This window comes from Plantactinospora sp. CNZ320, from assembly GCF_002846275.1.
Genome location: NZ_PJMP01000001.1, coordinates 1,400,128 through 1,422,910, shown reverse-complemented (window position 1 = coordinate 1,422,910; position 22,783 = coordinate 1,400,128). Strand labels below are relative to the sequence as shown.

The following is a 22,783-nucleotide window of genomic DNA, read 5'->3' as shown; positions in this document are numbered from 1 at the left end:
CCGCGCCCGCATTTCCGCCCACGCCCCGGGCGGCTCGGGTGCACCGGCTGACCGGACCGGCGACGCGCGGTCGGCGGCGGGTTCCTAGCATGGTGGGACCTGCCGCCGGAGCGGCGGTGTCGCCAGGCGGCGAGCGGATGTTACGGACCAGGGGACAGATGGCAGAGACTGGTAGCGGCGGGCGTCCGTCGGTGCGATCCACCCGGCTTCCCGCCGAACCGGCGGCGACCGGCGGGCCGGTCGAGCGGGCGGGACTGGTCGTCCGGCCCAACCAGCGGCTCGGCCAGCTCGTGCCGCGCCGCCCAGAGGGCATCACCGGCAACCAGTGGAACGCGGCCAGCCGGGCGCTGCTCGACTTCGTGGTCTCCGATCCGGACGGTCGGGCGGCGTCGTTCGCGGTCGAGTTCGTCGACAGCAGCGTGCGGACCCCGCAGACGCAACGGGACGACCGGATGAAGCAGGCCGTTTGCGACGCGGTCGGCTTGGAGCTGCTCCGGATCGAGTCGGCCACGTTGCAGCCGGCCACGCACGGCAGGCGGATCGTCGAGTACGTCATCGACGCCCGCGCCTTCCTGTCCACCACCGACGATCCCGTCGAGTACGCCGCACTCGCCCCGGACGCGCCGCGCAGTTACCGGGACATCGTCGGTCGGCTGCCGGACGGCAGCAGCGGGCACGTCAACGACCTCGGTGCGGTCGCCCGGGCGGCGGCGGTGGAGGCGTATGTCAACCGGGAACTTGTCGATCCGATCCTGCGCAGCCTGCACCTGGACTGGAAGGACGGTCCGGCCGAGGGTTGGGCGTGGCTCCAGGTGCGGAACGGCGCGTACCTCTTCGAACGGGTCCGGATCTGGCAACACCGCTTCAGTTGCGGGATCGAGCCGGGCCGGTTCGCCGAGGACCTCGCCACGATGGCGGTGGGGGAGCGGCTGCGGCTGCGCGAGACCGTCGAGTTGCCGTTGACCGACCGGGATCGGCTGACCGGCGAACTCGACGGGTTGCGCCGTCGCCGGGACGAGTTGCTCAACCCGTACGCCTTCGAGCACGTCTCGTTCGACTAGCGGGTCGCCGCCGGGCCGGGTCCGCGCTGGCATCGGACCCGGCCCTGCGTCGGGCCGCCGCCGCAGTGCTCAGGTGGTGGCGGTGCAGCTCAGGGTCGGTACCGGGTTGCTGCCGGTCTGCGACCCGAGGAAGCCGAAGCTGGTGCTGGCACCCGCGGCGAGACTTCCGTTGTAGTCGGTGTTCCGGGCGGTGACCGTCGATCCGCTGGTGGTGACGGTGGCGCCCCAGGAGTTGCTTACCTGTTGCCCGTTGCCGAAGGTCCAGGTCACCGTCCAGCCCCGGATCGCGGCGCTGCCGGCGGTGACCCGTACGTCGGCCTGGAAGCCACCGGACCAGCTGCCGGTGACGGCGTACGCCGCCGTGCAGCTACCCGTGCCGCCGGCCGGCGGGGTGGTACGCGTCGGCGCGGTCGTCGGCGGCGCGGTGGTGCGGGTCGGCGTCGGGGTGGGGGTACGGGTCGGCGAGGCGGTCGGCTGCGGGTTGCTGCCGCCGAAGTTCACGTCGCTGCACCAGTAGTAGTTCTGGTCGGCGTGGCTGGCCTTCCAGATCACGAAGACGATGTGCCGGCCGGAGCGTCCCGGCGCGCTGACCGGCATCGTGATGGAGACGCCGTTCAGCACCGGGTCGCCGTTCTCCCTGGTGCCCTCGCCGGGGAGGTACCGGCCGGTCTCCCGGACCAGTTCGAGGTCGCCCCAGCCCAGCCGTTGGGTGAGCGGGTTGAACCCCTGCCGGGTGACGTAGATCCGGAAGTAGTCGGCGCCGTGCAGTGCCTGGTCGTGCACAGTGACGTTGAAGTTGCTGCCGACGTTCGTGGCCTGCCAGTTGCCCGGGTTGTCCAGCGCGGCGTACCGGATGCCGCCGGTCTCGCCGGCACTGCACAGTTGACCGCTCGGTACGGCGGCCTGGTGATTGCCGTTCACACCCTCCCGGTAGAGCCCGTTCCAGTTCCACATGGCGCTCGGGTCGGCCTGCCAGGCCTGCCAGCACATCGGGTCCTGGGTGGCCATCGCCGGGTTCTGGAAGTCGTTGCCCCAGCGCTTCCAGCAGCCGTAGTTGCGGGAGGCCGGGTTGATCGTCGAGCCGTGCGCGTTCGCGGTGTCCCGGGAGACCGCGAGGGCGGCGGCGAGAAGGACGACCGCGCTCGCCGCGACCGCGAGGATCCGCAGGATCGCTGGGGCGCGGCGTCGGGCCGGGTGCAGGGGTTGGGCGGACGAAGACATGGGATCCCCCAAGGCGTCGATTGGCACGGGCGAGTACGCGGGAGGCTGCCCGACGCTCCCGAACTGTCCACCCGGCTCCGGTGGCGGTGTCCCTGGAAAGACACTCACATCGCTGGATGGTGCTTGTCAATAGTTGGGGATGCCAACAAAGGCGCCCGGGTCGAGCATGCCCGCACCGGCGGGCGAGGGCCGTACCATCGCGCGGAGGCGCAGTGACCGGGGAGGCGACATGGGTACGGAGGTGACCCCGATCCGGCCGGCGGGTGGCCGGGACGGTGTGCTGGCGCGGATGGCGGCAAAGGTCGAGCTGCTGCGCTCGGTCGAGGCCGAACACGGCTTCGGTGCCGTCATCGAGCAGCCGGCCAGCGCGCTGGAGCCCATCCCGGAGGCCCCGGACGGTCTGGTGGAGGTGTTCGGTCTCTTCTGCCGGCTGGAGGGGAGCTACTTCCGGTTCGTCCAGCCGCCCGAGATCGACACCGCCGCCGCCTGGGCGGGTCGGGAGTTGTGTGCGACCGACGAGCTGCTCGGCTATCCGCTCACCATCGGCTACGAGATCCGGGGCATCCCGGTGGACCTGGTCGCCGAGCGGAACCTCGGTTCGCCGATCCGGCTGGACGTCGAGACCGGCAGCGTCTTCTTCATCGACACCGACGAGTACATCTACCACGTCAAGGGCATGCCGGGACCGATCGAGGTCGAGGAGTACGCGCCGGACGTCGTCACCTTCTTCGACGAGTACGTGCTCGGTGCGGGGTACCCGGAGTTCGTCCAGGGGATGTGCGGGGCGGTCGCCGCCGACCACCGGGTGCGCCGGGGCCGGTTCAAGGGGCAGTACACCGACACCTGGCGGCGGCTGCTGGCGGTGGCCGGACTGGCCGGCTGAGCCGTCTTCAGGCTCTTCAGGCTGTTCAGGCGCGGGGCTGGCCGCGTCGCCGCGCGGTGTGCTGGCGTACCTCGTCGAGGTGCTCGTTCATCGCGTCGACCCGGGCCGCGAGCGCCGGATGGTCGGCCCGCAGGTGCTGCCGGGCGTCGGCGAGCGGCCGGACCAGCGCGTTCGGGTCGGTACTGCCGAGTGCGTCGTGCAGCCGGTCCAGGCTGGGGCGGGCCGCCGAACCGAGATCGGTGAGCGCGGTGATCTGCCCGGCGAGCTGGCGCAGGTCGGCGCCGTTGTCCCGGGCCCAGCGGGCGGCCGCGCGGTCACCGGCCCGGCGATCGCGCTCGGCGCGTACCCGATCGTCCCTGGTCTGTGCTGCGGCGTCGTCCTCGGCCGGGCGCAGCCGCAGGTAGCGGCGCTCGGCGGCCTGCCGGCTCGCCACCCCCAGCGCCGGGGCCAGCTCGGCCCAGCTCGCCCCACGGCGCCGGGCGGCGCCGATGAGCAGCGGCTCCCAGGATTCGAGTTCCGCGCGCAGTTGCCGGAGCAGGACGAGGGCCGTGAGCACCTGGTCGACGGTGACCTCGACGCCGTCCGCCGTCCCGGTTGGCGGGGTGGCGGAGTCGGCACCCCGGGGGAGCGGGGCGGTGCCGACGCCGACCCGGCTGGTGACCGCCTGGACGCGTTCGAACGCCGTGCCGGGGTGCCCCGGCCCGGCCTGCTGCCCCTGCTGGTCCATCAGTCTCCCGTTCCCGGCGTGGTCATCGCTGTCCGGTCGTTGCTGTCCGGTCGTCGCTGTCTCGTCGTGCTTCGTTTGGTCGTCGCTTGGATGACGACTCCGCTTGTCATCGTTCCGACGACATGATACAACCGAGGTGTCGCGCATTGACAGCCCAGTTGCCAGCACTAGGAGGTGGATCCGATGTTGATGCGCAGTGACACCTTCCGCGAGCTCGACAGGTTCGCCCAGCAGGCCCTCGGCGCCATGAGCGCGGGCACCTGGACCCGGCCGACGGCCATTCCGATGGACGCCTACCGCAACGACGAGGAGTTCGTCGTCGCGTTCGACCTTCCCGGGGTCGCCCCGGACGCGATCGAGATCAACGTGGAGCGCAACCTGCTGACCGTCCGCGCCGAACGCCGGCCGCCGGCCCTCGGCGAAGGCACCCGGGTCCACGTCTCCGAGAGACCGCTCGGGGTCTTCTCCCGACAGCTCTTCCTCGGGGACGGGCTGGACACCGACCGGATCGAGGCGAGCCACGAGAACGGTGTGCTGGCCGTACGGATCCCGGTGAAGGAGCAGGCGAAGCCCCGCCGAGTGGAGATCACCACGGGCGGATCACGACAGAAGGTCCTCAGCGCCTGACAGGGGTACAGCCGAACCGGTCCGGCGGTTCGCCGGTCACCGGTGCCGTCGACGGTGGGGGTGACGCAGGTGCGCAGCGGCGTACGGCACGAGCACTCGACGACCCGATCGGTGAACGAAGCATTCGTCGAGCTGGTTCAGCGGGACGACGAACTTGTGCGGGCAGAGTTCGAGGCGCTCATCGACGCTTGCTGGAACCAGCCGCCACCCCCTCCGCCGGCCCGACCACAGCCCGGGCCACGGCCTCCACTGTGGCCTGTCGGACCACCCGACGGCGTGCGGTTCGTCGCCGTCGAGGCCGGTCCCACAGCTAACCGATGGCGACGGCAGCGCGGTCCTCCGGGCAACCGGACGGGTCCACCGGCCGACTGAGGCGGGTGCCGACCCGACCGCATCTCTCGTCGATCTTCTCTCCCGTTACAACCACGGAATCACAATCACGGAACCACAATCACGGAACCAGGATCACAACCACGACCACCGGCCCGGTCCACCTCGGGTGGGCCGGGCCGGTGTGATTGTTCCGCTCCTGCCCGACGTCACCGGATATGGTGGCGTCGTGCGCTTGGTGCTGATGGCGGACACCCACGTGCCGAAGCGCGCCCGGGACCTTCCGCCGCAACTCTGGGCGGCGGTCGACGAGGCCGACGTGGTCATCCACGCCGGCGACTGGGTGCACGAGCCGCTGCTCGACGCGCTGGAAGCCCGCGCCGCCCGGCTGGTCGGGGTGTACGGCAACAACGACGGCCCGGAACTGCGGGCCAGGTTGCCAGAGATCGCCCGGGTCGAACTGGCCGGCCTGCGGATCGCCGTGGTGCACGAGACCGGCCCGGTCACCGGACGGGAGCGTCGCTGTGCCGCCCGGTTCGCCGACTGCGACCTGCTGGTCTTCGGCCACTCCCACATTCCGTGGGACACCGAGGCGTCCGGCGGGCTGCGACTGCTCAACCCCGGCTCACCGACCGACCGGCGCCGTCAGCCGTACGCCACGTACCTGACCGCCGAGGTGTCGGACGGTCGGCTCGACGATGTCGTACTGCACCGGCTGCCGCGCCGGACCTGATCCGGAGAGGACGTGTCGATGCGTACCGACCTGGCCCGGTACGCGCGGCAGGTGCTCGGCCCGGCGCAGGTGGTCGGGGACCGGTCCTGGCGGCACGGGGTGGCCGGTGTGCTGGAGGTACGGGACGCCGACGGGGCAACCTGGTTCGTCAAGGGGCACGCCGAGCCGGAGCGCTACCGGCGAGAGCTGGCGGCGTACCGGCGCTGGGTGCCGGGACTCGGCGGGCAGGCACCCAGGCTGCGGGCGTACGACGACAGGCGCCTCGCGCTGCTGTTGTCGGCGGTGCCGGGCGAGGCCGGCCTGTCGCACGTCACCGATCCGCAGGTGCAACACGCGGCAGGGGTACTGCTGCGCCGGCTGCACGGCACCGAGACGTTGCCGCCCTGGACAGACCTGGCCGCCGCCAAGCTGGACGAGCTGGATCGGCTCTCGGACCGCTGCGACGGGCTGCTCGGACGCCGGGAACTCGACTTCGTCCGGGCCGGGCTGCGCGACATCTCCGGCGTTCCGGCACCGGCCCGGGTGCCGTGCCATCTCGACTACGGTCCGCGCAACTGGCTCGTCGCCCGCGCTGACCAGCCCTGCGGCGAGGAGCGGGTGCGGGTCATCGACTTCGAGTGGGCCGGGCCGGAGGTCTGGGTCAACGACCTCAACCGGCTCTACTTCGGCCCGTGGCGGGACCGGCCGGACCTTGCCGACGCGTTCCTGGCCGGCTACGGGCGTACCCTCACCGACACCGACCGGGCGATCCTGCACGCCTGCGGGGCGCTGACCGCCGTCTTCATCGTGGTCTGGGCGCACGGGCGCGGCGAACCGGGGTTCGCCGAGGCGTGGCGGCAGAACCTGCACCGGTTGATGGACGGTTGGCGGTGAAGGGGCAGGTGCGCAGGGTGACCGGCCGATCGGCCCCGCGCGTTCCGATCACCGGCCTGCCAGACTGGGGGAATGCATGACTTCGACGTGCTGGTGGTGGGCTCGGGACCGGGTGGCCAGAAGGCCGCGATCGCGGCGGCGAAGCTCGGCCGCCGGGTGGCGGTGGTGGAACGGCAGCACATGGTCGGCGGGGTGTGCATAAACACCGGCACCGTCCCGTCCAAGACGCTGCGCGAGGCGGTGCTCTATCTGACCGGGCTGAGCCAACGGGAGGTCTACGGCCAGAGCTACCGGGTCAAGGACGAGATCACCGTCGCCGACCTGACGGCCCGGACCCAGCACGTCATCGGCCGGGAGGTCGACGTGGTCCGCAGTCAGTTGGCGCGCAACCGGGTGCGGCTGATCACCGGTACGGCCCGGTTCGCCGACCCGCACACGGTCACCGTGACCGATCCGGTGGGGCGCGAGTCTAAGGTGACCGCCGAGAAGGTCATCATCGCCGTGGGCACCCGGCCGGCCCGACCGGCCAGCGTGGACTTCGACGAGCGCACGATCATCGACTCGGACGGCATCATCAACCTGGACCGGGTGCCGAACTCGATGGTCGTGGTCGGTGCCGGGGTGATCGGCATCGAGTACGCCTCGATGTTCGCCGCCCTGGGCACCGAGGTCACAGTGGTCGAGCGGCGCGACCACATGCTCGAATTCTGCGACCTGGAGATCGTGGAGGCGCTGAAGTACCACCTCCGGGACCGGGCGGTGACGCTCCGGTTCGGTGAGACGGTGGCGGCGGTCGAGCGGCACACCCGCGGTGCCATCGCGGTGCTGGAGAGCGGCAAACGGATCGCCGCCGACACCGTGATGTACTCGGCCGGCCGGCAGGGGCTCGGCAGCGAACTCGACCTGGAGCACGCCGGCCTGGCCGCCGACGCGCGCGGCCGGATCGAGGTCGACGCGGAGTTCCGCACGGCGGTGCCACACATCTACGCGGTCGGGGACGTGATCGGCTTCCCCGCACTCGCCTCCACCTCGATGGAACAGGGACGGCTGGCCGCCCACCACGCCTGCGACGAGCCGGTCCGGGCACTGCCGGAGGTGCAGCCGATCGGCATCTACACCATCCCCGAGATCAGCTTCATCGGCCGGACCGAGGACGAACTCACCCGGGACAGGGTGCCGTTCGAGGTCGGCATCTCCCGTTACCGGGAACTCGCCCGGGGCGCGATCAGCGGCGACTCCTACGGCATGCTGAAACTGCTCGTCGCCCCGGAGACCGGTCGACTGCTCGGGGTGCACATCTTCGGCACCGGTGCCACCGAACTCGTGCACATCGGACAGGCCGTGATGGGCTGCCAGGGCACCGTCGACTACCTGGTCGACGCGGTCTTCAACTATCCGACGCTGGCCGAGGCGTACAAGGTCGCCGCGTTGGACGCGATGAACAAGATGCGGCACCTCGCCCGGCTGCGCGACTGAACAGCCGATCCGGCCAGGCGCCGGACGTTGTGGACGTCGGTGAGGCGTGAGGTGTCTGTTACCGTCGATGACCTAACAGACCCATCCACAACCGCCACTGCTCCGATGCGTTCTGCGACGGAGAGGAACCGCGCCGATGAGTGCACTGTTCAACGCCCTGCGGGAGCGGGTCGAGGTCAATGCGCGGCACGCGGTCGAGACCTACACCAACGAGGTCAGCGAGTACCAGGCGATGGCCTCCGGCGCCGACGACCGGATCGGGATGTATGACTTCGCCGTCTTCATCAGGCGCCGGTCGCTCGAACTCGCCGGGGCGGAGGCGCCGCTGAACGAGCAGGACCTGGCCGGCATCGCGGCGGTCGGCCGCCAGCGGGCCGAGGTGGGGCTGTCGGTGCCCTCGCAGCAGCACGTGCTCGGCCTGCACACCGCGATGATGGTGCGCGAGGTGCACGATCTGGCCCGGCCCGAGGACGTCACCGACCTGCTCCGGCTGGTCGGCTGGCTCGGTGCCCAGGGTGTCCGGGCTCGCAGCGCCTACCTGCGCGGCTACACCCGTGGCGTGGGCGCCGAGCAGGTGTTGTCGACCCGGCTGGAGATCCTGGCCCGTGCGCTGCTCGCCGACGAGCCGGTGGAGCCGTTCGTCGCCGACCTGCGCCGCGCTGGGCGGTACCATATCTCGATCTTGAAAATGGCGCGGCCCGCGACTCCGGAGACGCGGTCCGAGGTGGTCGCCGCGCTGGCCCCGGACCGGATCCCGGCCACCTGGCTCGCCGCCGACGAGGTCGCCGTGCTCACCCCCGGTACCGTCGGCAAAGCGAAGATCCTCCAGCGGGTACGCCACGTGGCGGCGCTGATCGGGCAGCCCTGCGCGGTCGGCTCGGCGGAGGGGGCGGTGGGCGGGCTGGCCGATGCGCTGGCCTGGGCTCGCGAGGCGAGCCGGGTGGCGCCGCCGGAGGACCGCCCGGAGCGGCTGCCGGAGATCGCGGACCTGTTCGTGGAGATGGCGGTGGCCCGCACCCCGGCGGTCGACGGCTGGCTGCGCACCTACGCGAAGGCGCTGGCCACCGGCCCGGACCTGGTGGCGACGTTGCGTGCCTACTACGCCAACGACATGAACCGGGCGAGCACCGCCGCCGCGTTGCACATCCACCCGCGCACGCTTGACTACCGGCTGCGCCGGGTACGCGAGGTCAGCGGCATCGATCCCGGCTCGACGGTCGGGGTGCGGCTGCTGACCGCGACGGTAGCCCGGACGCTCGCCGTGCGGAACTACGCGGACTGACAAACGTCACTGCGGACTTACGCTCTGCTGACGAAGACGCGCGGCGTCCGCTGCCGAGAAACTCTCCGCCATGTGGAGGAGACCTACACGTGGCATCGCGGCGTCGGCCGTCGCGCTCGCGATGCTGCTGACCGGGACCGCACAACCGGCCCGGGCCAACGCAGACGGCGGCCTCAGCAGCCCGATCGTGGACGCGGCACTGATCGCCTACAACATCTACCGGTCGGGCGGCGCGACGCCGGACCAGATCGTCGAGTTCGTCCGGATCGTCACCGGCGCACTCACCGGTCTTGAGAACGAGGTGAAGGACCACGCCGACGGTCACGAGGCGGCCGAGGTGCTCGGGCACGCCAGCCAGGTCCGGATCGACATGCTCGACTACCACAACATGCGGGACAACGAGGTCACGGCGGAAGTGTTCGCCATGCGGGTCGGCGGCTACGCGGCGAACGCGAACCACAAGTACCGGGTGGTCGGGCGGAAGGCGAAGGACCAGATCGGGCTCGGCGCGCAGACGCTCTATCCGATCGCCATAGCCGTGCGCGTCGACATCAACTGGACCGGCGGCCTCGGCGACATCGAGGCCGCGTACCGCGCACTCAACCAGCAGATCGTGGCCGACCTGGAACCGACGTGCACCCGGGTCAGCGATCCCGAACCCATCCCGGGCCGGATCTACGTGCGGCACGAGTGTGTGGCGGCCAACGGCGAGTCGGCGATCGCCGTCGACCACAAGGTCGGCGACACCTGGCACAGCGGACCGGTCAACCTGGAGACCCTCAAGCTCGAAGCCGCCAGGAACTCGAGCTGGGCGGCGGCCAAACGCATCCTCGCCGGACAGGGACAGTAGGAGGGCAACATGAGGAAACGACTGCGCAACTGCGTGATCGCCGCCGGCCTGGCCGTCGCGGTCACGGTGGTCCCGAGTACCGCACCGGCCCAGGCCGCGCCGCGCACCGAAGGGGTGCAGGCGATGGCGTTCGACTGGGTCAGCCTCGTGGTCGCGGTCGCCGGGCACCTGCTTGGCGGCGGCGGCTCCGAGGACGCCTCGCTGAAGGCGGCCGTCCAGCAGATCGTCGCCGCCGTCGAGTCCGCGAAGAACGACATCATCGCGCACACCGACCTGATCGCCGCGGCTGACGTGCAGGCGTGCGCCCGGCAGCACACCATCGAGTTCGCCGACATCGAGAACATGTCGAACACGGTGCGGCAGCTCTGGGCGCAGAACGCGACAGGCTGCGCGACGCTGGCGACCGCGTACGTCAACACCGTCCAGACCCCGCAGGCGGTCGACAACATCGGTCACGTCCTGCCCGCGCTGTTCGCCATCGTGGTCGCCGCCCGGGGCCGCGCCGGCCTCTCCAACGGCATCAACCTGGTGATCCAGGACCAGATCCGCAGCTACGAGGCGGTCGTCGCCAAGCTCACCCCGACCAACTGCGTGAAGAAGGGAAACAAGGAACCGGGCTCCCCACGCGAGAAGTGGTGGGAGTGCATCGCCTACAACGGCGACTGGGGCCAGTCCGGCTGGGTCCTCGCCCCAGCCGAACCCGTGCGCGCCGAGGCCGAGAACGCCGCCACCCGCAACACGAGCCGACCCGCCGCCCTGTCCGGGCTACCCCAACTCCGCTCGCTGGGAGTCTGACCAGCCGGTCCGGGCCGCACGGTGTCGATCGACCCCGTGCGGTCCGGACCGGTCGTCGTCCCGCTCGGCGGCGTCGCGCTTTGCCGAGCTGGTGGCAGCACCGCCGCGCTGTCGGCAACTATCCACTGTCCGCGATCCGTCACCTTGCTGTCGTGTCCCGGCTGGCGTCCGCGCGGTTGAACCGGGTGACGGGCATTGGCCGGAGTGGATCCGGGAGGCGCGACGATGATGATCCGACGATGGTACGGCGCGATGGCCTCCGTGGTCGCCCTCCTGGTCGCCGGGGCGGGAACGGCCCGGATCGTGTACGGGAACGCCGACCGCAACGACGACGACCGGGAACGCTGGAGCGTCGTACGGGAACGGCTGACCGGCTATCAGGAGGACCCGTTGGCGATCTCGACCAACGGCAGTGGTGCGTTCAGCCTCGCGGTCGACGAGGAGAACCAGGAGCTGACCTACCGGCTCGGGTACGAGGCACTGGAGGGCACCGTCACCCAGGCGCACATCCACGTCGGCGGCCGGGCGCAGAGCGGCGGGATCAGCGCCTTCCTCTGCACCAACCTCGGCAACGGGCCGGCGGGCACCCAGCCCTGTCCACCGGCACCGGCGACGGTCAGCGGGACGATCCGACCGGTAGACGTGATCGGCCCGACCGCACAGGGGATCGGGGCGGGAGAGTTCGCCGAGCTGGTCGCGGCGGTACGGGCCGGTGCCGCGTACGTCAACGTGCACAGCTCGCGCTATCCCGCTGGCGAGATCCGCACGCAGCTCTGGCGGCATCGGCACTGACCTATCGAGCATCCTCGACCCGGATGCTCTTGACGGAACGTTGCCCCCTGGTTAATGTCCGGTAACTTTGTGAGCCGCGCCACAACCGGAACCGGGGGTTCCCGGATGCTGCAGGTGCGCAATCTGGAGGTCGTCTACGACGACGTGATGCTGGTGCTGCGCGGGGTGACCCTCGCCGTACCGCCCGGCGGGATCGTCGCGCTGCTCGGCGCGAACGGCGCCGGCAAGACCACCCTGCTGCGGGCGATGAGCGGTCTGCTCGACGTGCACGACGGCACGGTCACCAAGGGCACGGTCACGCTCGACGGGGAGCCCATCCACCGGCTCCGCCCGGCCGCAGTGGTTCGCCGGGGCGTCTGCCAGGTGATGGAGGGCCGCCGGATCTTCGCCGAGTTGACAGTGGAGGAGAACCTGCGGCTCGGCGGGCACACCGCGCACCGGCAGATCCCGTCCCGGTTGGAGCACGTCTTCGGGCTCTTCCCGGTGCTGGCCCGCCGTCGCCGGGACGCCGCCGGTTACCTCTCCGGCGGCGAGCAGCAGATGCTCGCGATGGGCCGGGCGCTGATGGCGCAGCCGCGCTACCTGCTGCTCGACGAGCCGAGCCTCGGCCTCGCCCCCCGGCTCGTCGAGCAGGTCAGGGAGCTGATCGTGGCGATCAACGCCACGGGGGCCGGCGTGCTGCTGGTCGAGCAGAACGCCACGATGGCGCTCTCGCTGGCCACCCACGGCTACGTACTGGAGACCGGTCAGGTGGTGCTGGACAAGCCGGCCGAACAGCTGCTGGCCGACGACGACATCCGGGAGTTCTATCTCGGGCTCGGTGCGGCGGCCGGTGCCGGCCGGCGCTCGTTCCGGGAGGTCAAGCACTACCGGCGGCGCAAGCGGTGGTTGTCGTGACGGCGGTGGTGCGGCAGCGCGCGGCGGATCCGGCCGAGGCCGACCCGATCCTGCGGTTCGAGGACGTCCGGCTGCACTTCGCGGGCGTACGGGCCATCGACGGGGTGAGCTTCACGGTGGGTCGGCACGAACTCTTCGCCATCATCGGGCCGAACGGCTCGGGCAAGACCTCCATCTTCAACGTCCTCTCCGGGGTCTACCGGCCGCAGACCGGCCGGGTCGTCTTCGACGGCGTGGACCTGGTCGGCCGCCGGCCACACGCCATCGCCGCCCTCGGCATGGCCCGGACCTTCCAGAACGTCGAACTCTTCGGCAACCTCACCGTGCTGGAGAACCTGCTGCTCGGCCGGCACCACCACATCGACTACGGACCGCTGGCCGCGATCGCCTGGCTGGGCCGGGCCCGCCGGGCCGAGATCGCCAACCGGGCCGCCGTCGAGGAGATCGTGGACTTCCTCGAACTGGAACGCTGGCGGCGGATGCCTGTCGGTCTGCTGCCGTACGGGGTGCAGAAGCGGGTCGAGCTGGGTCGGGCCCTGGCGATGGAACCGAAACTGCTGCTGCTCGACGAGCCGGTCGCCGGGATGAACCTGGAGGAGACCGAGGACATGGCCCGGTACGTCCTCGACATCCGCGACGAGCTGGACATCCCGATCGTGCTTGTCGAGCACGACATGGGCCTGGTGATGGACCTGGCCGACCGGGTGCTGGTGGTCGACTTCGGCCAGGTCGTCGCGACCGGCAGCCCGGCGGAGATCCCGCACCACCCCGACGTCGTGCGGGCCTACCTGGGCGGCGCCCCCGGCCCGTCCGGTGCCGAGCCGCGACGGGAGGAGCCGAGATGACAGATCCCGCCGCCGGCCCGTCCACCGACGCCGTCCCGGCCCACACCATCGCGGTACGGGTCCGCGACCGTGCCCTCGCCACCCCGCACGAGGTGGCGATGCGGGAGAAGGACCGGGGCATCTGGCAGGAGGTGACCTGGGCCGACTACTGGGACACGGTGCAGACCGTGGCGCACGGGCTGCTGGCCCTGGGCGTCCGGCCCGGCGACCGGGTGGCGATCCACGCGGAGAACCGTCGGGAGTGGCTCTTCACCGACGTGGCGACCGTGGCGCTGCGGGCGATGACCGTCGGGCTCTACCCGACCAATCCGGCGGCCGAGGTCGGCTACCTGCTGTCCCACTCCGGCGCCCGGGTGCTGATCGCCGAGGACCAGGAGCAGGTCGACAAGGCGCTGGAGGTCGCCGACGACTGCCCGGAACTGGAGCGGATCGTCTATCTCGAACCGCGCGGCATCCGGCACCGCTACCGGCATCCCGCCCTGCTGGGCTGGGACGAACTCCTGGCGATCGGCGCCGAGCACCGGGCGGCCGAGCCGGGCGCTGTCGACGCCCGGATGGCGGCGGCGACTCCCGGGGACGTCGCCACCCTGATCTACACCTCCGGCACCACCGGTCCGGCCAAGGGCGCGATGTTGACCGTGGCCAACGTGGACTTCGCGATCCGGGTACTCGTCGACGACGGCGGTTTCACCGATCCGCCACCGGGGCCGTACGACCTGCTGCTGTCGTACCTGCCGCTCTGCCACGTCGCGGAACGGATCTTCACCACCTGGTTCAACGCCGGTGCCGGGGTGCAGGTGGCGTTCGCCGAGTCGATCGACACCGTGCAGGCGAACCTGCGGGAGGTGCAGCCGACTATCCTGTTCGGAGTACCCCGGATCTGGGAGAAGATCCTGGCCGGGGTGACCATCCGGCTGGCGAACGCCTCACCTGTGAAGCGGTGGAACGCCCGGCTCTGGCTCGGGGTCGCCGACCGGATCGCCGGTACGCTGGCCCGCACCGGCGGCCGGCACACCGCCGGAACCCGACTGGCGTACGGCATCGGCTGGCTCTTCTGCTACCGCGCGCTGCGGGTACGGATCGGAATGCGTCGGGTCCGGTACGCCGCCTCCGGTGCCGCCCCGATCGCCCCCGACGTGCTGCGCTTCTTCATGGGCCTCGGTGTCCCGATGCACGAGGTGTACGGGATGACCGAGAACACCGCCGTCGCCACCGGAAACCGGCCGGGCCGGGTCCGGCTCGGCACGGTCGGCGAGCCGCACCCCGGCGTCGAGCTGCGGATCGACGAGGAGACCGGGGAGATCCTGACCCGGCACGGTGGCGTCTTCGCCGGCTACTACCGGGATCCCGAGGCGACCGCGGCGGTACTCGACGCCGACGGGTGGCTGCGGACCGGCGACATCGGCGAGTGGGTCGACGGCAGCCACGTGCGGATCACCGACCGGGCCAAGGACATCATGATCACGGCCGGTGGCAAGAACGTCGCCCCCTCCGAGATCGAGAACGCGCTGAAGGCGTCGCCGTACGTCAAGGAGGCGGTGCTGGTCGGCGACCGCCGGCCGTACCTGACCGCGCTGATCGGGATCGAGCTGGAGACCGTGGGGGAGTGGGCGCAGCGCAGAGGGCTGCCGTACACCACCTATCGGGACCTGGCCGGCAAGCCCGAGGTCCGAGAGCTGGTCGAGGGGCTGGTCACGGCGGTCAACGCCGGACGGGCCCCGGTCGAGCAGGTTCGGCGGTTCGCGCTGCTGCCCAAGGAACTCGACCACGACGACGGCGAGCTGACCGCCACCCAGAAGGTACGCCGGGCCGCCGTCGCCGAACGCTTCGCCGACGAGATCGACGAGCTGTACCGGCGCGACCGGGCAAGGACCAGCGCGGGGAGGACCGGCCCGGGGGAGACCGACCCGGCCAGGACCGGCGCGGGGGAGGCGGGATGACCGAACTGGCCGAGAGCCTGCTGCGCGGCCTGGGTACCGGCAGCATCTACGCGCTGCTCGCCCTCGGCTTCGTCATCATCTACAAGGCGACCCGGGTGATCAGCTTCGCCCAGCCCGCCTTCATGCTCGCCGGTGCGGTACTGGTCACCTACCTCGCCGGACCGCTCGGCTTCTGGCTGGCGGTACCGGTCGCCGCGGTCCTCACCGCCGGGCTCGCCCTCGGGGTGGAACGGGTGGCGGTGCGGCCGATGGTCGGCCGGCCCGCGTTCGTGGTCGCCATCATCACCCTGGGGGTGGACGTCGCCGTCCGGGTGGTGGTCAACGGCTTCATCGGGCTGGACGTCCGGCACGTCGGCGACCCGTGGGGCCTGCGTACCGTGACGGTCCCCGGCACCGGGATCGACCTGCAACAGCGGCACCTGGCCGCACTGCTCGCCACCGTCGTGCTGATCGCCGGGCTCTTCGCCTTCTTCAGGTACACCCGGATGGGGCTGGCGATGCGGGCCGCCGCCTACGACCAGGAGGCGGCGCTGGCCCAGGGCGTCTCGGTCGGCGCGGTCTTCGCCCTCTCCTGGGGGCTGGCCGGTGGCCTGGCGGCGGTGGCCGGCACCTTCGCCGCCGCCGGGGCGAGCGTCGACGCGGCGCTCTGGCTGATCGCGCTCACCGCCCTGCCGGTGATCATCCTCGGTGGACTGGACTCGCTGCCCGGTGCGGTGCTCGGTGGACTGGCGGTGGGGACGATCCAGGAACTCACCGCCACCTACCAGCACCACGCGCCCTGGCTCGGCGGCAACGTCTCGGTGATCAGCCCGTACGTGCTGATGCTGCTGGTCCTGCTGGTCCGCCCGTACGGGCTCTTCGGCACCAGGGAGGTCGAGCGGGTATGACGATCGCGGGGCGGCGTACCCGGACACGTGGCCGGCCGGAACTGCGTACCTCGTACGCGAGTGAACTGGCCCTTTTCGACACCCGGGCCAAGCGGGTGGCGGTGGCCGGGTTGCTGGCCGTCGCCCTCGCCCTGCCCTTCCTGCTCACCGACGAGTGGCTGCAACTGCTGGCGCTCTGCTGCGTCGCCGCGATCGGGGCGATCGGGTTGGGACTGGTCACCGGGTACGCCGGCCAGGTCTCGCTCGGGCACGCGTTCTTCCTCGCCGTCGGGGCGTACACGGCGGCGGCGATCAGCGGCGACCCGGACGGCCGGGTGATCGGGTTCGGGGTCACAAACATCGCGGTCTGGCTCCCCGCCGCCGGCCTGGTCGCCGGGCTTGCCGGGGTGCTGGTCGCCCCGCTCGCCACCCGGCTGCGCGGGCTCTACCTGGCGATCGTCACCCTCGGTCTGGTCTTCATCGGCGCGCACGTCTTCAGCGAGTGGTCGGCGCTCACCGGCGGTGCCGGGGTCGGCCGGCCGGCGGCCACCCTGGAGTTCTTCGGGCAGCCGATCGCCGCCACCGGCCCGCTCGGCACCCGGGACCAGAAGCTCTACTGGCTGATGCTGCTGCTCCTGATCGGCTTCGCCCTGGCCGCCGCCAACCTGGCTCGGTCGAAGGTGGGGCGGGCGTTCACCGCTATCCGGGACCGGGACATCGCGGCCGGGGTGATCGGGGTGAACCTGCCCCGGTACAAGACGATCGCCTTCGCCGTCTCGTCGGCGTACGCCGGCTGCGCGGGGGCGCTGCTCTACACCATCACCGGGTTCTTCGACCCGGGCTCGTTCAGCCTGCTGCTGTCGGTGCAGTACATCGCGATGGTGCTGATCGGCGGTGCGGGCACCATCTCCGGCGCGATCGCCGGGGCGTTCTTCATCACCCTGCTGCCCCGGTTCACCCGGGAGTTGCAGGCGTGGGTGCCGTTCCTCAGCGCCCAGCCGAACGAGGTGCCGAACGTCTTCCAGGTGGAGACGATCCTCTACGGCGTACTGCTCGTCGTCTTCCTCATCGTCGAGCCCCGGGGCCTGTTCGGGATCTGGGTACGGGTCCGCAACTACTGGAAAACCTGGCCGTTCTCCTACTGAGCTGCTCCTACCGACCTGTGAGGTAGCCATGGGAAGGAACCGACCCTCCGATTCCGCGCCGCGCCGAATCGCCGCCGCGACCGTCGCCCTGTTGTTCTGCTCCGGGCTCGTCGCCTGTCGCGGCGGGGACACCGAAACCGACGCCTCCGGGGTGAAGACCGACGTCGGGGTCACCGCCGAGCCGTGCCCCGAGGCGGTGGACCGGAACAAGGGCTGCATCTACCTCGGCATCATCTCCGACCTGACCGAGGGACCGTTCCGGGCGCTGGCGGTGCCGATCACCGACGCGCAGAAGGCGTTCTGGAAGCGGGTGAACACCGCCGGCGGGATCGGTGACTACGAGGTCGACGTGACCCGCTGGATCCGGGACAACAAGTACAACCCGCAGACGCACAACCAGGCGTACCAGGAGATGAAGCCGAACGTGCTGGCCCTGGCCCAGACCCTCGGGTCGCCGACCACCGCCGCCATCCTGGCCGACATGAAGGCCAGCAGCGTGGTCGCGGCACCGGCCGCCTGGACCTCGGCGTACGCCTTCGAGGACGTGATCGTCGAGTCCGGCGCCAACTACTGCCTGGAGTCGATGAACGCGCTCGACTACGCCAGGGAGGCGCACGGGGTGAAGTCGGTGCTGGCCGTACACCTGGCCGGCGACTACGGCGACGACGCGGCGGCCGGGGCGAAGCTCGGCGCGCAGAGCCTCGGGCTCACCTTCAACGCGGTGAAGACCGACTCCGGCGCCGACAAGCAGGCCGGTGCCATCCAGGCGATCCTCTCCGGCCGGCCCGACCTGGTGATCCTGACCATGGGACCGGCCGACGCGGCGGCGATCGTCGGACAGGCGGCGGCCCGGGGCTTCACCGGCCGGTTCATCGGCACCAGCCCGACCTGGAATCCGGCACTGTTGGCCAGCGCCGCCGCGCCCGCCCTGCTGGCCCGCTACGAGCAGACCGCCCCGTGGGACGCGTGGGGCACCGACACCCCCGGGCACCAGGCGCTGCGGCAGGCACTGGGCCAGGTCACCCCGAACGACGGGTACACGGCCGGCTGGGTGTGGTCGTACCCGATGAAGGCGGCGCTGGCCAAGGCGGTGGCCGACGGCGACCTGACCCGGGCCGGGGTGCTGGCGGCGGTCAAGTCGCTGAAGTCGGTCGACTACGAGGGCATGCTGCCGGCGGGTGCCGGTAACTACGCCGCAGGCCCGAACGACGGCGCGGTCCGGGTCACCGCCGTCTACCGGCCGGACCGGGCCGCGCCGACCGGGGTGAGCCAGGTGCGGCCGTTGACCGCCGGCCCGACCGCGCAGGCGTACACCCTGGACGGGCCCTGCTACGAGAAACTCTGAGCGGCCGGCCCGGCAGCATCCGGGAATGAGCGTGCCGTGGTCGACCGGTCAACGGGCCAGCCGGTCGACCGCGGCCACCACCGCGCCAGCGCCGTCCTCGGCTGCCACCCGCTCGGCGAGGGCCTCCGACCGGCGGCGCAGCCCCGGCTCGGCCACTGCGGCCCGGATCGCGGCGGCCAGCCCGGTCTCGTCCAGCCGGCGGAACGGCAGCACCGCCGGAGCGACCCCGAGGGCGGCCAGCCGGGCGGCCCAGAACGGCTGGTCGGCGAAGACGGGCACCGGCACCGCCGGCACCCCGGCGCGCAGACCGGCGCCCGTGGTGCCGCATCCGGCGTGGTGGACCAGCGCGGCCATCCGGGGAAAGAGCCAGTCGTGCGGTACGTCCCCGACCGCGATCAGCTCCCCGTCCCGCTCCTCGGCCAGGACCGTGTCGGCGTCGCGCAGTCCCTGCAGCACGCCGCGTACGCCGGCCCGGCGCAGTGCACCGGCGACCAGGGTGTGTAGACCGTTGCCGGTGTCGGCCAGGCTGCCGAAGCCGACGTAGACCGGGGGTGGGTCGGCGGCGAGGAAGTCGACCAGTTCGGTCGGCGGTTGCCAGCCGGGGCGGTTCACCGGCCACCAGTAGCCGACCACGTCCAGCCCGGCCGGCCAGTCCGGTGGCCGGGGCAGCACCGCCGGGCTGTACCCGTGCAGCACCGCCCAGCCGTCCCCGTCGGCCAGCCGGGCCAGCCGACCGAGCCGGACCGGTGGCAGGCCGAGTTCCGCGCGCAGCCGCCGGGAGGCGTCGGCGTACACCCGGTCGACGAGGAGCCGGCCGAGCCGGCCGGCGAGGCGGTTGCCCCAGCCGCCCAGCGAGCGCACCCCGAGCACGACCGGCGGGAACGCCCGGGTCGGCGCGGTCGGCTGGAGGAAGACCCCGAGGCTGGGGATGCCGTGGTACTGCGCCACCGAGTAGCCCAGTGGTGCGGTCGTGCTGGACAGCAGCAGTACCTCGGTGTCCGCCCCGGCCGCAGCCGCGATCCCGGTGCCGAGTTCGGCGACGAACCGGCCGCCGAGCCGGACGAACTCGACCAGCTCCGGTGCGCCCGGCACGGTCCAGGAATGGCGTTCGCCGGCGTGGTCGGCCCGCAGCGCCGACAGGTCCCCGGCGAGCGGCCGGAAGTCGAGGCCGGCTCCGGTGACGATGTCGGCGTAGGGCGCCGGGGCGGCGAGCGCCACCCGGTGGCCGGCGGCCCGTAACCGGGCACCGAGTCCGGTGTAGGGCGCGACGTCGCCGAGGGAGCCGGCGGTGACTATCAGGACCCGCATGGCGACCTCCCGGTGGGCCGGGGACTCCGGCCGTAGGCGCGTGGTCGCGGTGTCGCAGGGGCGTCGCGGGGTATCCGGAGTCTACGTCCGGCCGGGGGCCCGGGTCCGGGTCTTCGGGCAGTTGGGTCCGGGCATTCGGGCAGCCGGGTCCGGGCCTTCGGGTGGCCGCGGTGCCGGGAGGGGGTCCCCTGCGCTTCGGCGGAAGCCGGTGTGGCCTTCCGAGGATTCTTCGCACCTCCTGCGGGTAGATGGCCGGATGACGTTTCGACCCGGGCGGTACGAGGCGAACCGCAAGGAGGCGTCCGAGCCACCCGTAAGCGGCGTCGGTGAGCGGCGTCCGCGCGTAATGATCATCTATGCCAGTGCGGGCGCCGGGCACGACGGCGCGAGCCGGGAACTGGCCGGCCGGCTGCGCGAACGCGGCCTCCTGGCCGACTGCGTGGACCTGGCCGACATCTTCCCGTGGGGACTCGGCCGGCTGCTGCGCGGCACCTACCACGGGATGCTGAGCCGGCTGCCCTGGATCTACGGGCTGCTCTTCGCGATCGGCGGGAACTTCAGCCGGGCCGCCCCGATCACCCGGGCGCTGCTCCGGCCGGTCGGGCCCCGGGTGCTCCGGATGCTGCCCCCGGACACCCGGGCGGTGGTGTCGACGTACCCGGTGGTCAGCCAGATCGTCGGGCCGCTGCGCCGGGACGGGCGGCTCGCCGTACCCGTGGTCACCTACCTGACCGACTTCGCGGTGAACCCGATCTGGGTGTCGCCCGGCATCGACGTGCACTGCGCCGCGCACCGCACCACCCGGACCGAGGCCCGGGCGCTCGGCGCCGGTGAGGTGCGGGTGGCGGGCCGGATGGTCTCGGCCGGCTTCCGGCCGGGCTCGGCGGCGGAGCAGCGCCGGGCCCGTGAGCGGCTCGGCCTGCCCGTCGACGCCCGACTCGCGTTGCTGGTCGCCGGCTCCTGGGGCGTCGGCGCGGTGGCCCGGACGGCGGCCGAGATCGCGCGTACCGGCGTGGCGGTCCCGGTGGTGGTCTGCGGCCGGAACGAGACCCTCTTCCGCCGGCTGGAGCGGCGAGGCACCGGGTACGTCTTCGGCTGGGTCGACGACATGCCGGAGCTGCTGCGCGCCGCCGACGTACTGGTGGAGAACGCCGGCGGACTCACCGCGCTGGAGGCGATGGCCTGCGGCCTGCCGGTCGCGACCTACCGGCCGATCCCCGGACACGGCCGGGCGAACGCGGCCACCATGGCCCGGGCCGGGGTGGCGACCTGGGTACGCCGGGTCGCCGACCTGGGTCCGACCCTGGTCCAGCTCGCCGACGGTACGGCCGGCGAGCGGCAGCGGGCCGCCGGGCTGGCCCTCTTCGAGACCGATCCCGCGACGGTGGTCGCCGACATCGCCCGTGGTGGTGCGCTGCCCGGAGCACCGGCGACCGAGGGGCCGGGACAGACGTTCGACGCCCCGGTCCCGGCCGACGGGCCGCTCGGCGCGCCCGCGCTTGCCGACGGGTCGCTCGGCACGCCAGTGCTGCCCGCCGGGGTGCCCGCGCTTGCCGACGAGCCGCCGGCGCTCGACGCGCCCGCCCTGGTCGACGGTGCCGTGCCGGTTGACCAGGAACTGCCGGCCGAGGTGACGGCGGCGGTGGCCGCGGTGCCGTCCCGCCGGACGCTCACCCGGTGGGTCGGGTTGCGGGCCGGCGTGGCGAGGCTGCGGATCGGCGCGGACCAGCCACGGTCCGACGGTACGCGGCCGGACCGGCAAGGCTGAGGTGGGCACGACAGATCGGGCCGTCCCACGGGTGGCGGAAGTGGTGGCCGTCCGGCCCGGTGCCGGGACTGGCCGGTCGGTACGACCCGGAGGTACGACCCGGTGAACTACATCGCCATCCTGCTCGGACTCGCCTCGGCGGCCTGCTTCGCGGTGAGCTCGGTGATGGAGCAGCGCGCCGCCAAACAGGAGCGGCCGACCCGGACCATCGACCCACGGCTGTTGATCCGGCTGCTGCACCGGCGGTTGTGGCTGCTCGGCTGGGTGCCGGACGCGTTCGGCACCTTCCTCCAGGCGCTGGCGCTGCGTTTCGGTCCGCTCTCCCTGGTCGAGCCGCTCCTGGTCAGCGGGCTCTTCATGGCGATTCCACTGGAGGCGGCCGTCGAGCGGCGCCGGCCGCACCGCCGGGACATGCTGGTGGTGGTGCTTGGGGTTGTCGGGCTGACCGGGTTCCTGCTCGCCGCGGACCCGCGCGGTGGAGTGACGGAGCCGAAGACCTGGTCCTGGATCATTGTGACGACCGGGATCGGCGCGCTGGTCGCCATCTGCCTGGTGGTGGCCTGGCGAACCCAGGACGCGACCCGGGGGCTGATGCTCGGCATCGCCACCGGGCTGCTGTACGGGACGGCCGCGGCCCTGGTGAAGAGCGTGATGGAGAAGCTGCCGGACCATCCCGGCGCCATCTTCACGTCCTGGCACATCTACGCCCTCATCGTGGTCGGCGGCACCGCCCTGGTGCTGAACCAGAATGCCTTCCAGGGGGGCCCGATCGCCGCCCCGCTGACCGCGATCGCCCTGCTCGACCCGCTCAGCGGCGTCCTGATCGGCGTCTTCGCCTTCGAGGAGCAACTCTCCCTGGAGGGGCCCCGGCTGATCGCCGGACTGGTCGCCGTGGCGGCGATGACCGTCGGGATCTGGATGGCTCGGCGCACCCGGTCAAGCTGACACGCCGGCCGCCGCCGTCGATCCATCGGGCGGGTCCGGTCGGATCCGGGATACGCCGCGACGGATGGTTGAAC

21 protein-coding genes are annotated in these 22,783 nt (G+C 72.0%); 18 read left to right on the top strand and 3 right to left on the bottom strand.

Annotated features, from left to right (window positions below; all coding sequences use genetic code 11):
- Positions 1-191: 191 nt before the first annotated feature.
- Positions 192-1,061 (top strand): DUF2726 domain-containing protein, encoded by an 870-nt coding sequence (locus CLT71_RS06195; RefSeq protein WP_486483083.1) that lies wholly within the window; start codon positions 192-194, stop codon positions 1,059-1,061.
- Between the two features lie 69 nt (positions 1,062-1,130).
- Here the strand turns inward: CLT71_RS06195 and CLT71_RS06190 are convergent, their stop codons facing one another.
- Positions 1,131-2,282: a lytic polysaccharide monooxygenase gene (locus tag CLT71_RS06190; RefSeq protein WP_101366257.1), complete on the bottom strand. Its 1,152-nt coding sequence runs from the start codon at positions 2,280-2,282 to the stop codon at positions 1,131-1,133.
- 229 nt (positions 2,283-2,511) lie between these two features.
- Between CLT71_RS06190 and CLT71_RS06185 the strand changes: the two genes are divergently transcribed.
- Positions 2,512-3,165: a hypothetical protein gene (locus CLT71_RS06185; protein WP_101366256.1), complete on the top strand. Its 654-nt coding sequence runs from the start codon at positions 2,512-2,514 to the stop codon at positions 3,163-3,165.
- A gap of 25 nt (positions 3,166-3,190) precedes the next feature.
- Here CLT71_RS06185 and CLT71_RS06180 read toward each other — a convergent pair whose 3' ends face one another.
- Complete coding sequence (locus tag CLT71_RS06180) at positions 3,191-3,892, bottom strand: type III effector protein (RefSeq protein WP_199187526.1); 702 nt, start codon at positions 3,890-3,892, stop codon at positions 3,191-3,193.
- A 183-nt stretch (positions 3,893-4,075) separates the two neighbouring features.
- Between CLT71_RS06180 and CLT71_RS06175 the strand changes: the two genes are divergently transcribed.
- From CLT71_RS06175 to CLT71_RS06110, 14 genes are all read left to right on the top strand, one after another.
- A complete protein-coding gene (locus CLT71_RS06175; protein ID WP_101366255.1) occupies positions 4,076-4,519 on the top strand; it encodes an HSP20 family small heat-shock protein in 444 nt (147 codons plus the stop codon).
- A gap of 559 nt (positions 4,520-5,078) precedes the next feature.
- On the top strand, positions 5,079-5,582 hold the full coding sequence (locus CLT71_RS06170; RefSeq protein WP_101371195.1) for a metallophosphoesterase family protein: 504 nt from the start codon (positions 5,079-5,081) through the stop codon (positions 5,580-5,582).
- Between the two features lie 18 nt (positions 5,583-5,600).
- Positions 5,601-6,455: a protein kinase family protein gene (locus CLT71_RS06165; RefSeq protein WP_101366254.1), complete on the top strand. Its 855-nt coding sequence runs from the start codon at positions 5,601-5,603 to the stop codon at positions 6,453-6,455.
- 72 nt (positions 6,456-6,527) lie between these two features.
- Entirely contained in the window at positions 6,528-7,931 is a 1,404-nt protein-coding gene (sthA, locus tag CLT71_RS06160) for a Si-specific NAD(P)(+) transhydrogenase (protein WP_101366253.1), read from the top strand.
- A gap of 136 nt (positions 7,932-8,067) precedes the next feature.
- Complete coding sequence (locus CLT71_RS06155) at positions 8,068-9,213, top strand: helix-turn-helix domain-containing protein (protein ID WP_101366252.1); 1,146 nt, start codon at positions 8,068-8,070, stop codon at positions 9,211-9,213.
- A gap of 70 nt (positions 9,214-9,283) precedes the next feature.
- Positions 9,284-10,063: a hypothetical protein gene (locus CLT71_RS06150; RefSeq protein WP_143743376.1), complete on the top strand. Its 780-nt coding sequence runs from the start codon at positions 9,284-9,286 to the stop codon at positions 10,061-10,063.
- 9 nt (positions 10,064-10,072) lie between these two features.
- Complete coding sequence (locus CLT71_RS06145) at positions 10,073-10,858, top strand: hypothetical protein (protein WP_101366250.1); 786 nt, start codon at positions 10,073-10,075, stop codon at positions 10,856-10,858.
- Positions 10,859-11,083: 225 nt separating this feature from the next.
- Positions 11,084-11,650, top strand: a complete 567-nt coding sequence (locus CLT71_RS06140; protein ID WP_101366249.1) for a CHRD domain-containing protein — start codon at positions 11,084-11,086, stop codon at positions 11,648-11,650.
- 105 nt (positions 11,651-11,755) lie between these two features.
- Positions 11,756-12,547, top strand: coding sequence for an ABC transporter ATP-binding protein (locus CLT71_RS06135; RefSeq protein WP_101366248.1), 792 nt, complete (start codon positions 11,756-11,758; stop codon positions 12,545-12,547).
- On the top strand, positions 12,544-13,392 hold the full coding sequence (locus tag CLT71_RS06130) for an ABC transporter ATP-binding protein (protein WP_486483082.1): 849 nt from the start codon (positions 12,544-12,546) through the stop codon (positions 13,390-13,392). Before CLT71_RS06135 ends, CLT71_RS06130 begins: the two co-directional genes overlap by 4 nt.
- Positions 13,389-15,332 carry an AMP-binding protein gene (locus tag CLT71_RS06125; protein ID WP_101366246.1) on the top strand — a complete coding sequence of 648 codons (1,944 nt, stop codon included), beginning with the start codon at positions 13,389-13,391 and terminating at the stop codon, positions 15,330-15,332. The genes CLT71_RS06130 and CLT71_RS06125 overlap by 4 nt, the downstream gene beginning before the upstream one ends.
- Positions 15,329-16,219, top strand: coding sequence for a branched-chain amino acid ABC transporter permease (locus CLT71_RS06120; protein ID WP_101366245.1), 891 nt, complete (start codon positions 15,329-15,331; stop codon positions 16,217-16,219). The genes CLT71_RS06125 and CLT71_RS06120 overlap by 4 nt, the downstream gene beginning before the upstream one ends.
- The gene (locus CLT71_RS06115) at positions 16,216-17,343 is read left to right on the top strand and encodes a branched-chain amino acid ABC transporter permease (protein ID WP_101366244.1); all 1,128 of its coding nucleotides are present in this window, start codon (positions 16,216-16,218) and stop codon (positions 17,341-17,343) included. Before CLT71_RS06120 ends, CLT71_RS06115 begins: the two co-directional genes overlap by 4 nt.
- 28 nt (positions 17,344-17,371) lie before the next feature.
- On the top strand, positions 17,372-18,688 hold the full coding sequence (locus tag CLT71_RS06110; RefSeq protein ID WP_101366243.1) for an ABC transporter substrate-binding protein: 1,317 nt from the start codon (positions 17,372-17,374) through the stop codon (positions 18,686-18,688).
- 48 nt (positions 18,689-18,736) lie between these two features.
- On the opposite strand, the gene CLT71_RS06105 is transcribed toward CLT71_RS06110, so the two are convergent.
- Complete coding sequence (locus CLT71_RS06105; protein ID WP_101366242.1) at positions 18,737-19,996, bottom strand: glycosyltransferase; 1,260 nt, start codon at positions 19,994-19,996, stop codon at positions 18,737-18,739.
- Between the two features lie 256 nt (positions 19,997-20,252).
- Here CLT71_RS06105 and CLT71_RS06100 point away from each other — a divergent pair, with 256 nt between their 5' ends.
- Both CLT71_RS06100 and CLT71_RS06095 read left to right on the top strand, forming a co-directional pair.
- The gene (locus CLT71_RS06100) at positions 20,253-21,764 is read left to right on the top strand and encodes a glycosyltransferase (RefSeq protein WP_158242180.1); all 1,512 of its coding nucleotides are present in this window, start codon (positions 20,253-20,255) and stop codon (positions 21,762-21,764) included.
- A gap of 102 nt (positions 21,765-21,866) precedes the next feature.
- The gene (locus tag CLT71_RS06095; RefSeq protein WP_101366240.1) at positions 21,867-22,709 is read left to right on the top strand and encodes a DMT family transporter; all 843 of its coding nucleotides are present in this window, start codon (positions 21,867-21,869) and stop codon (positions 22,707-22,709) included.
- The last annotated feature ends 74 nt before the right edge of the window (positions 22,710-22,783 follow it).

What these genes read in the sequence shown, in the direction of transcription:
- CLT71_RS06190 (WP_101366257.1), bottom strand. Translation starts at nt 2,282, where the DNA reads ATGTCTTCGTCCGCCCAACCCCTGCACCCGGCCCGACGCCGCGCCCCA.
- CLT71_RS06185 (WP_101366256.1), top strand. Translation starts at nt 2,512, where the DNA reads ATGGGTACGGAGGTGACCCCGATCCGGCCGGCGGGTGGCCGGGACGGT.
- CLT71_RS06180 (WP_199187526.1), bottom strand. Translation starts at nt 3,892, where the DNA reads ATGGACCAGCAGGGGCAGCAGGCCGGGCCGGGGCACCCCGGCACGGCG.
- CLT71_RS06175 (WP_101366255.1), top strand. Translation starts at nt 4,076, where the DNA reads ATGTTGATGCGCAGTGACACCTTCCGCGAGCTCGACAGGTTCGCCCAG.
- CLT71_RS06165 (WP_101366254.1), top strand. Translation starts at nt 5,601, where the DNA reads ATGCGTACCGACCTGGCCCGGTACGCGCGGCAGGTGCTCGGCCCGGCG.
- sthA (WP_101366253.1), top strand. Translation starts at nt 6,528, where the DNA reads ATGCATGACTTCGACGTGCTGGTGGTGGGCTCGGGACCGGGTGGCCAG.
- CLT71_RS06155 (WP_101366252.1), top strand. Translation starts at nt 8,068, where the DNA reads ATGAGTGCACTGTTCAACGCCCTGCGGGAGCGGGTCGAGGTCAATGCG.
- CLT71_RS06150 (WP_143743376.1), top strand. Translation starts at nt 9,284, where the DNA reads ATGTGGAGGAGACCTACACGTGGCATCGCGGCGTCGGCCGTCGCGCTC.
- CLT71_RS06145 (WP_101366250.1), top strand. Translation starts at nt 10,073, where the DNA reads ATGAGGAAACGACTGCGCAACTGCGTGATCGCCGCCGGCCTGGCCGTC.
- CLT71_RS06140 (WP_101366249.1), top strand. Translation starts at nt 11,084, where the DNA reads ATGATGATCCGACGATGGTACGGCGCGATGGCCTCCGTGGTCGCCCTC.
- CLT71_RS06135 (WP_101366248.1), top strand. Translation starts at nt 11,756, where the DNA reads ATGCTGCAGGTGCGCAATCTGGAGGTCGTCTACGACGACGTGATGCTG.
- CLT71_RS06125 (WP_101366246.1), top strand. Translation starts at nt 13,389, where the DNA reads ATGACAGATCCCGCCGCCGGCCCGTCCACCGACGCCGTCCCGGCCCAC.
- CLT71_RS06120 (WP_101366245.1), top strand. Translation starts at nt 15,329, where the DNA reads ATGACCGAACTGGCCGAGAGCCTGCTGCGCGGCCTGGGTACCGGCAGC.
- CLT71_RS06115 (WP_101366244.1), top strand. Translation starts at nt 16,216, where the DNA reads ATGACGATCGCGGGGCGGCGTACCCGGACACGTGGCCGGCCGGAACTG.
- CLT71_RS06110 (WP_101366243.1), top strand. Translation starts at nt 17,372, where the DNA reads ATGGGAAGGAACCGACCCTCCGATTCCGCGCCGCGCCGAATCGCCGCC.
- CLT71_RS06105 (WP_101366242.1), bottom strand. Translation starts at nt 19,996, where the DNA reads ATGCGGGTCCTGATAGTCACCGCCGGCTCCCTCGGCGACGTCGCGCCC.
- CLT71_RS06100 (WP_158242180.1), top strand. Translation starts at nt 20,253, where the DNA reads ATGACGTTTCGACCCGGGCGGTACGAGGCGAACCGCAAGGAGGCGTCC.